9 protein-coding genes and 1 pseudogene are annotated in these 9394 nt (G+C 70.5%); 4 read left to right on the forward strand and 6 right to left on the reverse strand.

Annotation, left to right across the window (positions count from 1 at the left end; translation table 11 throughout):
- Nucleotides 1–110: 110 nt before the first annotated feature.
- The 3 genes from ACFVV1_RS34850 to ACFVV1_RS34860 form a co-directional block, all read right to left on the reverse strand.
- Nucleotides 111–845, reverse strand: coding sequence for a FadR/GntR family transcriptional regulator (locus ACFVV1_RS34850; protein ID WP_389997860.1), 735 nt, complete (start codon nucleotides 843–845; stop codon nucleotides 111–113).
- Between the two features lie 142 nt (nucleotides 846–987).
- Nucleotides 988–1767, reverse strand: coding sequence for a crotonase/enoyl-CoA hydratase family protein (locus ACFVV1_RS34855; RefSeq protein WP_389997863.1), 780 nt, complete (start codon nucleotides 1765–1767; stop codon nucleotides 988–990).
- Entirely contained in the window at nucleotides 1764–1901 is a 138-nt protein-coding gene (locus ACFVV1_RS34860; protein WP_389997865.1) for a hypothetical protein, read from the reverse strand. Before ACFVV1_RS34860 ends, ACFVV1_RS34855 begins: the two co-directional genes overlap by 4 nt.
- 34 nt (nucleotides 1902–1935) lie before the next feature.
- Between ACFVV1_RS34860 and ACFVV1_RS34865 the strand changes: the two genes are divergently transcribed.
- Nucleotides 1936–2817: a DUF2510 domain-containing protein gene (locus ACFVV1_RS34865; RefSeq protein ID WP_389997868.1), complete on the forward strand. Its 882-nt coding sequence runs from the start codon at nucleotides 1936–1938 to the stop codon at nucleotides 2815–2817.
- 123 nt (nucleotides 2818–2940) lie between these two features.
- On the forward strand, nucleotides 2941–3267 hold the full coding sequence (locus tag ACFVV1_RS34870; RefSeq protein WP_389997870.1) for a hypothetical protein: 327 nt from the start codon (nucleotides 2941–2943) through the stop codon (nucleotides 3265–3267).
- Nucleotides 3268–3292: 25 nt separating this feature from the next.
- Here the strand turns inward: ACFVV1_RS34870 and ACFVV1_RS34875 are convergent, their stop codons facing one another.
- Nucleotides 3293–3925 carry a class I SAM-dependent methyltransferase gene (locus tag ACFVV1_RS34875; protein ID WP_389997873.1) on the reverse strand — a complete coding sequence of 211 codons (633 nt, stop codon included), beginning with the start codon at nucleotides 3923–3925 and terminating at the stop codon, nucleotides 3293–3295.
- A 997-nt stretch (nucleotides 3926–4922) separates the two neighbouring features.
- Here ACFVV1_RS34875 and fusA point away from each other — a divergent pair.
- The gene (gene fusA / locus ACFVV1_RS34880) at nucleotides 4923–7022 is read left to right on the forward strand and encodes an elongation factor G (protein ID WP_389997876.1); all 2100 of its coding nucleotides are present in this window, start codon (nucleotides 4923–4925) and stop codon (nucleotides 7020–7022) included.
- 277 nt (nucleotides 7023–7299) lie between these two features.
- On the opposite strand, the gene ACFVV1_RS34885 is transcribed toward fusA, so the two are convergent.
- Together ACFVV1_RS34885 and ACFVV1_RS34890 are read right to left on the reverse strand one after the other, a co-directional pair.
- Nucleotides 7300–8754 carry a glyceraldehyde-3-phosphate dehydrogenase gene (locus tag ACFVV1_RS34885; RefSeq protein WP_389997879.1) on the reverse strand — a complete coding sequence of 485 codons (1455 nt, stop codon included), beginning with the start codon at nucleotides 8752–8754 and terminating at the stop codon, nucleotides 7300–7302.
- A 118-nt stretch (nucleotides 8755–8872) separates the two neighbouring features.
- Nucleotides 8873–9025: a hypothetical protein gene (locus ACFVV1_RS34890; RefSeq protein ID WP_389997881.1), complete on the reverse strand. Its 153-nt coding sequence runs from the start codon at nucleotides 9023–9025 to the stop codon at nucleotides 8873–8875.
- A gap of 73 nt (nucleotides 9026–9098) precedes the next feature.
- On the opposite strand from ACFVV1_RS34890, the pseudogene ACFVV1_RS34895 reads away from it, so the two are divergent.
- Nucleotides 9099–9394, forward strand: a pseudogene (locus ACFVV1_RS34895) (hypothetical protein); the annotation flags it as partial.

Consider the following 9394-nt stretch of genomic DNA (forward strand, 5'->3'; position numbering starts at 1 on the left):
GCCTCCGTCCGCACCATGAAGGGAGGCGCGACGCGCCAGCGCATGATCATGCCCCTGACAACATTTGATGAGCGTGCGGCCTGACCCACACCCATCACCCCGACCCGCCCCTACGGCCGCTCGGGCTTCTCGTCGACCAGCGTGCCGTGGAGGCTGCGGATGTGCCGCTCGACCAGGTCGGCGGCGTTCACACCCTTGCCCGCACGCACCAGCCGCAGGAGTTCGGTGTGTTCCGCGTTGAGCGCGGCGGCCGTGCCCGGCCAGTCCTCGGCCTGCTCCAGGGCCCGCAGGATCAGCGGGCGCACCGACTCGCGGACGGCGGAGGTGAGGGTGGAGGTCAGTTCGTTGCCGGAGCTGCGGGCGATGTGCACATGGAACCGGGTGTCCAGGTCGTTGAACTCGGGGACCTGGACATCGGGCTCCCCCATCCGCACGACCAGCGCCTCCGCCTCGTCGAGATCCTCCGCCGTGGCGTGCCGCGCGGCCGCCTCGAAGCTCGACCTCTCCAGCACGACGCGCGCCTCCAGGACGTCATGGAGGCTGTAACTGCCGAGGGCGAAGTGCAGACGCAGCAGTCTGCCGAGGGCGTCGTCCGGATTGCGCACGATCCGCGCCCCGGCGTCCGGCCCCCTGCCCGGCTGGGCGACCAGCACACCGATGGTCTCCAGCACCCTCAGCGCCTCACGCAGCGCGGACCGGCTGACCCCGAGCACCGGCGCGAGCTCACGCTCGGGCGGCAGCCGGTCACCGGCCCTGAGCTCTCCGGCGAACACCCGCTGCTCGATGCTCTGGAGCACGAGTTCATGCGTACGGGACTGCCGTACGGGTTGCCACTCGACGGGCATCCGTCACCCCCTGCCTCGGCCGGAATCGTCCGGTTGCCCTCGCGTCTGCCGCCCGATCTCCAACTATGTCACACATCACGTATGGTCGGACCAAAGGCTGGGTGGTTCGGGGATCACGCCGGCGCCCGCCGTTCAGCCGCGTTCAGTCGCCGAAGGAACCGTGGCGGCCCGCGCCACCCCCGAAGCGGTCGGCACCCGCCTGTGTCTCTCCCGCGGTGAGCGGCACCAGGCCGTGGCGGTACTCGGCGGCCAGGGCGTCCGGCTCGCTCAGGCCATGCTGCTCGCGCGTCGAGAGCCGGTCGTGGCGCAGGCACAGTTGCGGGAACGCGGCGATTTCCCGGGCGAGTTGCTCCGCCGCGCGCCGGGCCTCACCGGTCGGAACGATCCGGTTGGCGAGCCCCATGGCGTACGCCTCCGAGGCCGGGACGGGGCGCCCGGTGAGGATCATGTCCATGGCCCTGCTCTCACCGATCAGGCGTGGCAGCCGTACGGTTCCGCCGTCGACCAGCGGCACTCCCCAACGCCGGCAGTACACCCCGAACACCGCGTCGTCCTCGGCCACCCGCAGATCGCACCAGATGGCCAGCTCCAGCCCCCCGGCCACGGCGTGACCCGAGACCGCCGCGATGACGGGCTTGCCCAGGCTCATACGGGTCGGCCCCATCGGTCCGTCGCCCTCGGCCAGGACCTTGTTGCCGCGCTCCGTACCGATGCTCTTCAGGTCGGCACCGGCACAGAACGTACCGCCCTCGCCCCACAGCACGGCGACGGCCGCATCGGCGTCGGCATCGAACTCGCGGAAGGCGTCCGCGAGTCGGGCGGCTGTCGGGCCGTCCACGGCGTTACGGACCCCGGCCCGGCTGAGGATCACCGTGAACACGGGGCCGTCGCGCTCGATCCGTACCGCTGGTTTCTCGCTCATCGTTCGCCCTCCCACAGGGGGTCGCGCAGGGCCGGGTCGAAGCCGCCGGGGACGACGGCCGCGCCGCCGCGCACCAGGTACGGCAGCCCGACGCGATCGTCCCGTGAGACACCCGGCCCGGTCGGTGGATTCATCTGATTCTCACGCAACCGTTCTACCGTGGGCCGCGTGACCCAGACGAGCCCGCCCGGCTGGCATCCAGACCCCGGGTATACAGGAATTGGCCCCGTTCACGAGCGCTGGTGGGACGGCAGCCAGTGGACCGACCACCTCCGCGTGCCGCCCGCCGCGATCCGGCGCCGCCGGATGCGTATCGGCATCACCGCAGGTGTGGTGGTTCTCGCCGCCCTCGGGGGCGGCCTCTTTCTGCTGTCGGACAATTCCGGCGATTCGAAGGAGAGCGCGACCACAGCCCCGTCCACCGCGCCTTCCGGCGCACCCGGCCGAGGGCCGGGCGCACCCGGGGGCGGCGGCGGGAGCGGGGCACCCGAGCAGCGGCTGCCGGGGACCGAGGACGGCTACGCCACGGACCTGGCCAGTGGAATCAGTCTCCCGGTGCCCGACGGCTGGACGGGCAAGTCGGGGATCGCGGGCGCGGATGTGACCACGGGCGAGTACGCCTGTCCCGGCGACTCGTCCCAGCAGTGCGTGCGCGGCGGGGTGTTCTCCATGCCGGCGAAGGCCCTGAAGCTCGACACCACGACGGCGAAGGCCACGGCGACGAAGGACATCTCGGCCAACGCCACGGAGTCCTACGGCGAGAAGATCTACGGAGGCATCACCTCGCATCAGGAGCTCAAGTCCGAGCCGGTCACCGTGGCCGGCGGGCAGGGCTATCTGGTGCGCTGGAAGGTGGTGACGAAGAGCGGCGACGACGGGTACGTCCAGTCGCTGGCCTTTCCGTCCCCCCGCTCCCAGGACACGCTGATCGTCGTCCGCTCCGGTTTCGACATCGATACCAAGGCGCCGAAGCTCTCCGTGATGGACGACATCACCAAGGGAATCAAGGCCGCATCGGGAACGGGCTCCGGTTCCGGCACCACCGCGTAGGAGCGCGGCGGACGTTCGCGCCGGCGGGGCGGGCGTCGTACACCGGGTGTGAGTACAACAGGACGACCGGACTGAGTACGTCGTCCGATTCCTCACCGGGCCATCGCTGATCGAATGACCACCATGGCCCCTGACGCACCGCTCCGCCCCCGTATGCAGCATGTCACCACGGCCGGTACGGCCCTGGCCATGACCTTGGCCCCGTTGGTGGTCGGCGTGCTGCTGGCCAAGACCATGGCGACGGACCCGATGACACCGGTCAACGCGATGGTCACCAGGGGCGGGCAGCCCGTGCCCCTCTCGCCCGCGCAGTGGCGCCGATGCGGCAGGCAGGCGCTTCGCAGCTGGAAGGCCCCGCTGAACGCCTGCAGACACCCGGGCACTCTGGTGCGGCGGCGCCCCGCGGTACGTCGGCCGCGACGGCCCGGGGCGCTGCTGCGCGAGCGCTGAGAGCGTACCGGGCCGGCCCGGTACGTCAGACCCGCTCGCAGTGCAGGAACAACTGGGGCTCGGCCACCGCTCCTTCGTATGCCGGGGTGAACAGGCCGCTCTGCTCCCACAGGATCGTGAATCCGGCCCCGGCGACCAGTTCGGTGAACGCGTCGGCGCCGAAGCTGGTCGCCTGCACCTTCTGCCCCATGAAGACGACATCGGCGTCCTCCACGTCCAGCGGAACCGTGGCGACGGCCAGGACGCCGCCGGGGAGCAGCAGTCGCCCCAGTCTCCGCAGGAGCCGGGACTGGTCGTCGCGGGACATCTGCAGCAACGAGAAGTACGAGCACACCACGTCGAAACTCCGCTCCTCCAGGGGAAGTTCACGGATATCGGCGCATACGAAGGTCGCACCGGGCACGTGCCGGGTCGCCAGATCGACCATGACGGGCGAGACATCGACGCCCAGCACCTGATGACCGGCGTCGGCCAGGGTCTGCGCGGTCGGACGGCCCGTTCCGCTGCCCACGTCCAGGACGCGGCTGTGCGGTGGGATGTGCTCCAACAGCCGGTGCAGCGAGGCGTGGTGGGTGGCCGATTCGGCGAACGCCCGCTCGTACTCGGCGCCCAGAGCGTCGAACACCCTCGCGGCCGGAAGGCCGTGTTCTTCGTCCATCGATGCGCATCCTTCCCATGTCCCGGCGGCTCCTCGGGATCGTTTCACCATTCGCGGCGGCCTTCAACGCCCCACCCGGGCCCGACACATGGGGAATCGGGGCGCCCGGTATGGACGAGCGAGGGGCGAGATCCTCCGTGCCGGGTGACCGCCGTGGCCCGGTCACGGACCCCGGCCAGGAGCCGGTGGCGCTGGACCGGGTCGGTGGCGAGTCCGACCGCTGTCCATGCCATGGCGATCGCGCCGTCGAGTACGGCCCTGTCGGCGCCGGGGGTGGTTTGACGGTGATGCCGAGCCGGTCGGCGACCGGGCCCCGTGCGAGGGCCGCACCCAGTGAGGCGGCGCCGTTGACGTTGTGTCCGCAGGCGTGGCCCAGCCCGGGCAGCGCGTCGTACTCCACGCAGAACGCGAGAACGAGTTCCCCGGACCCGCGGAGAAGGCCGTGGGCAGCCCTCCGACACCTGTCTCCACGGTGAACCCGGCCGATTCGGCGAGCGCGGCGATCGCCGCGGCGGAACGGTGTTCCTCGAACGCGAGCTCGGGCTCGGCATGCAGGCGGTGGCTCAGTTCGACGAGTCGGTCACGCCAGGACTCGGCACAGTCGCGAACCGTTTCTCGCAGATCCGGGGAAAATGCGGTGACCTGCCCGCACCGGGATCACTACACTCGCCACGAATCGCACGCCGCGGCAACCTCGCGGCGCGCACCGTGACGAGTGAGGGGAGACCGGCCATGCGTTACCGCACCGCTGTTGTCGTCCCCCGGTCACGGTACGAGGTGATCCTGGTGTCTTCGTGCGTCCGGTGCCTGCCGCGCGGCCGGTACCGGATCTCCGCGACGAACAACTGACCCTCGTTTCGAAGGTGTTGGGCCGCCAGGGCGGCCGTGCACCGATGCGGTGCGCCGCATCAGGGGTTCATGCGTGGCCTGACCACAGGCCGGTTCGTCCGGGAATCGCGCCGCCCCGCATCCGGATCATCCCGAAAGGCCATGGACCGTGCGTACCGAACTGCACCGTCAACTCACCAGTCCGCTGACCGGCGTTCGTAATCTGGGCATCCTCGCCCACGTCGATGCCGGCAAGACCACCGTCACCGAACGGATCCTCTACCTCACCGGCACCACCCACAAGCGGGGCGAGGTCCATGACGGTACGACCGTCACCGACTTCGATCCGCAGGAACGCGACCGGGGCATCACCATCTTCGCCGCCGCGGTGAGTTGTGACTGGGACGGTCACCGGATCAACCTGATCGACACCCCGGGCCACGTCGACTTCTCCGACGAGGTGGAGCGCTCGCTGCGGGTGCTCGACGGCGCGATCGCGGTGTTCGACGCCGTCGCGGGGGTCGAGCCGCAGAGCGAGTCGGTGTGGCGGCAGGCCGATCGCCACGGGGTGCCCCGGATCGCCTTCGTCAACAAGCTGGACCGTGCCGGGGCCGACCTCGACGCGGCGGTCGCGTCGATACGCGAGAGGCTGCACACGGTCCCACTGGTGGTGCAGCTGCCCATCGGGAAGGAGGACGGGTTCACCGGGGTGGTGGATCTGCTGCGCATGCGGTCGCTGGTCTGGGCCGACGGCCGGGGCACGTACGAGGAGGGGGAGGTGCCGGACGATCTGCGGGAAGAGGCACTTCGGCGCCGTCGGCTGCTGGCGGAGACCGTGGCGGAACTCCATCAGGTGGCATTGGAGGAGTTCTGTGCGGAGTCGACGGTCTCCGCACGGACGCTGGCCGCCGCGCTGCGCGACCTGACCCGTACCGGTGAGGGCGTCGTGGTGCTGTGCGGTTCGGCCTACCGCAACCGCGGCATCGAGCCGCTGCTGGAGGCCGTTGTGGCCTATCTTCCCTCGCCGCTGGATGTGCCGGCGGTACGCGGCACCCTGGACGGCGCGGAGCAGGAGCGGCCCGCCGACCCGGCCGCACCGTTCGCCGCGCTGGTGTTCAAGGTGAACTCGACCGCGACGGGGCGGCTGACCTACCTGCGTGTGTACTCGGGAACGATCCGGAAGGGGGATGCGGTGCTGGACGTGGGCGCGCGGCGCAACGAGCGGATCGGCCGGATCCTGCGGGTCCGGGCCGGACAGCACTCGGACGTGGACCGGGCGGTGGCCGGGGACATCGTCGCGGTGATCGGGATCAAGGCGGCACGTGCCGGGGCGACCCTGTGCGCACCGGCGGCGCCCTTGGTTCTCGAACCGCCTTCCGTGGCCGATCCGGTCGTCTCCGTGGCGGTCGAGGCCCGCAGAAGCATCGACACCGACCGGTTGGTGTCGGCGCTGGCGCGGCTGGTCGAGGAGGACCCTTCGCTGACGGTCCGGACCGACTCCGAGACCGGTCAGACGGTGCTGTCGGGAATGGGGGAACTGCATCTGGAGGTCGCGGTGGAGAAGATCCGCCGTGCTCACGGGCTGGAGGTCGGCGTCGGCCGGCCGCAGGTCGCCCACCGGGAGACGGTGGTCCGCGGCGTGTCCGGACTGGTGTACCGGCATGTCAAGCAGGACGGCGGCGCCGGTCAGTTCGCTCATGTCGTCGTCGACGTGGAGCCGCTGGAGGCCGCCGGTGACCACGATGCCGGCGGCGGGGTGGACTTCGTGTTCCGGTCGGCCGTCGTCGGCGGCCGGGTACCGCAGGAGTACGTGCGGGCGGTCGAGGCCGGCTGCCGCGATGCCCTGGCCGAGGGCCCGCTCGGCGGTCACCCGGTGACCGGGCTGCGGGTCACGCTGACCGACGGGGCGACCCACTCCAAGGACTCCTCGGAGATGGCGTTCCGGACGGCCGGCCGGCTCGCGCTCCGTGAGGCGCTGCGCAACAGCGCGATGGTGCTGCTGGAGCCGGTGGTGGAGGTCACCGTCACCGTGCCGGACGACGCCGTGGGCGGGGTGCTCGGCGACCTGGCGGCACGGCGCGGCCGGGTCTCGGGCTCGACCGCGCGGGCCGGCACGTCGGTGATCACCGCGACCGTGCCGCTGGCGGAGCTCTTCGGCTATGCGACCCGGCTGCGCAGCCGGACGCAGGGCCGGGGGACCTTCACCACCCGGGCCACCGGTTACGCCGCGGCGCCGAACGCGGTGCCCCACGAGGCAACGGGGCGGTAGACCCCGGGGCGCGGCCCCGTCCGTTCGCGGGCGGGGCCGTGTCACACAGACGATTCGGCGGCTTCTCGCCGAAGCAATGCGATCAGGGAATGTTCCGGAAGGCGCGGCGCTCCCGGCGCGCCTCATCGTGCGACCGCCGTGCGGCGGCGGCCGGGCCGTTCCGCCACCGGTGGCCGGCGGGTGGCAGTGGGAGTGCAACCGGATACCGGTCGGAATCGGTCGCCGCCCCACCGCCGCCCCGCCTGCCGGGACGCCGGACCGGAGGTTCCCGCCGGGATCAGACCAGCGGGACCGGGTAGGTCGGGTACTCCACGCCGGACACGTGCTGGACGACGCGGATGACCTGGCAGGAGTAGCCGAACTCGTTGTCGTACCACAGGTAGAGGATCGCGTTGTCGCCCTCGACCTTGGTGGCGCCTGCATCGACGATCGAGGCGTGCCGCGAGCCGATGAAGTCGCTCGACACCGCGTCAGGGGCGGTGGTGAAGTCGATCTGGCGCTTGAGAGGCGAGGTCAGCGACACATTGCGGAGGTAGTCGAGGACCTCTTCGCGGGTGGTCTCGCGGCCGAGCCGCAGGCTCAGGATCGCGATCGAGACGTCCGGCACCGGGACGCGGATCGAGCTGCCGGTGATCGGCGCCTCGAGGTCGGGCAGCGCCTTGGCGACGGCGGAAGCGGCACCGGTCTCGGTGATGACCATGTTGAGCGGCGCCGAGCGACCGCGCCGGTCGGCCTTGTGGTAGTTGTCCAGCAGGTTCTGGTCATTGGTGAACGAGTGAACGGTCTCCACGTGGCCGCGGAGCACGCCGTACTCGTCCGCCATCGCCTTCAGCGGCGGGACGATCGCGTTGGTGGTGCAGGAGGCGCAGGACAGGATCTGCTCGTCCGACTTGATCGCATCGTGGTTGACGCCGTGCACGATGTTGGGGACGTCGCCCTTGCCCGGAGCGGTCAGGACGACCTTGTCGATGCCGGGGCGCAGGTGCTTCGACAGGCCCTCGCGGTCGCGCCACTTGCCGGTGTTGTCGATGAGGATGGCATCCTTGATGCCGTACGCCGTGTAGTCGACCTCCGACGGGTCGTTGGCGTAGATCACCTTGATCTCGTTGCCGTTGGCGACGATGGTGCTGTTCGCCTCGTCGACGGTGATCGTGCCCTGGAACTGGCCGTGGATCGAGTCGCGGCGCAGCAGCGAGGCACGCTTGACGAGATCCTCGACGGCCCGGCCGCCGCCCCCGCGGACGACGATGGCGCGCAGCCGCAGCCCGTTGCCGGAGCCGGCCTTCTCGATGAGCAGTCGGGCGACGAGGCGGCCGATGCGGCCGAAGCCGTAGAGGACGACGTCGCGTCCCTCGGGGCACTCGATCTTGTTGGCACCCGTGGCGCCGGCGACGGCCTCGGCGGTGAACTCCTCGACGGAGAGACCGCGGTCGTCGGTCTTGAACGTCGCGGCGAGCATGCCGATGTCGATCTGGGAAGGCCCGAGATCCAGCGTGGTGAGTGCCTGCAGGAAGGGCATGGTCTCGGTGACCGAGAGCTCCTCACCGGCGATCTGCCGGGCGAATCGGTGGGTCTTGAGGATGCTGACCACCGACTTGTTCACCAAGGAGCGGCTGTGCAGCAGGACCGTGACGTCCCGCTCCCGGTGCATCTTCCCGATGATCGGGATCATCGACTCCGCGATCTCCTCGCGGTGGTTCCAATTGGTGAACGAGTCGTCATTGACAGTCACAGATTTATCTTTCGAGCTAGGCGGCGCTCATATGCTAACCCGCCGCCTTTTTGATCAATCAAACGGTGCCGTCCGAGCGGGAAGCAGCATGGAGATGTTCCATTTTGCGTTGAATTGATCAGATATCAGGTCGCCAGGTGACCGGTCGCTCCTTGACCCGCGCCGCCGGCCAGGGCGCGGCCTGTTCCAGTTGCGCGGCCAGGGAGAGCAGCAGCCCCTCGCCCCCGAGGCCGGCGGCGAACTGGACGCCCAGCGGCAGCCCTTCGACCACCGGGACGAGGCCCGCCCGGTGCGCGCCTCACCGGTTTGGATGCGAGCTCCCGTACCGTACGAAAGAGGTGCCCATGCGACTCGGAATCACCGGTCCCGTCGTCACGGCCGTCCCCGGCGCCCACTCCCCCTGGGAGCCCACCGCAGGCATCGAGGAGCTCAGGGCGATCGCCGAGGCCGCGGACCGCCTCGGCTTTCACCACCTGACCTGTTCCGAGCATGCGACCGTCCCCACCGGCGTCGCCGAGCAGCGGGGGGGACCTACTGGGACCCGCTCGCCACCTTCGGCTACCTCGCCGCCCGCACCAGCCGCATCCGGTTCGAGAGGTCCCGCGGCGCGGTGGCACCCGTTCGGTCGAACGGGTGCCAC

Origin of the sequence: Streptomyces sp. NPDC058092 (genome assembly GCF_042884935.1) — a bacterium.
Classification (GTDB): Bacteria; Actinomycetota; Actinomycetes; order Streptomycetales; family Streptomycetaceae; genus Streptomyces.

What these genes read in the sequence shown, in the direction of transcription:
- ACFVV1_RS34850 (WP_389997860.1), bottom strand. Translation starts at nt 845, where the DNA reads ATGCCCGTCGAGTGGCAACCCGTACGGCAGTCCCGTACGCATGAACTC.
- ACFVV1_RS34855 (WP_389997863.1), bottom strand. Translation starts at nt 1,767, where the DNA reads ATGAGCGAGAAACCAGCGGTACGGATCGAGCGCGACGGCCCCGTGTTC.
- ACFVV1_RS34860 (WP_389997865.1), bottom strand. Translation starts at nt 1,901, where the DNA reads ATGAATCCACCGACCGGGCCGGGTGTCTCACGGGACGATCGCGTCGGG.
- ACFVV1_RS34870 (WP_389997870.1), top strand. Translation starts at nt 2,941, where the DNA reads ATGGCCCCTGACGCACCGCTCCGCCCCCGTATGCAGCATGTCACCACG.
- ACFVV1_RS34875 (WP_389997873.1), bottom strand. Translation starts at nt 3,925, where the DNA reads ATGGACGAAGAACACGGCCTTCCGGCCGCGAGGGTGTTCGACGCTCTG.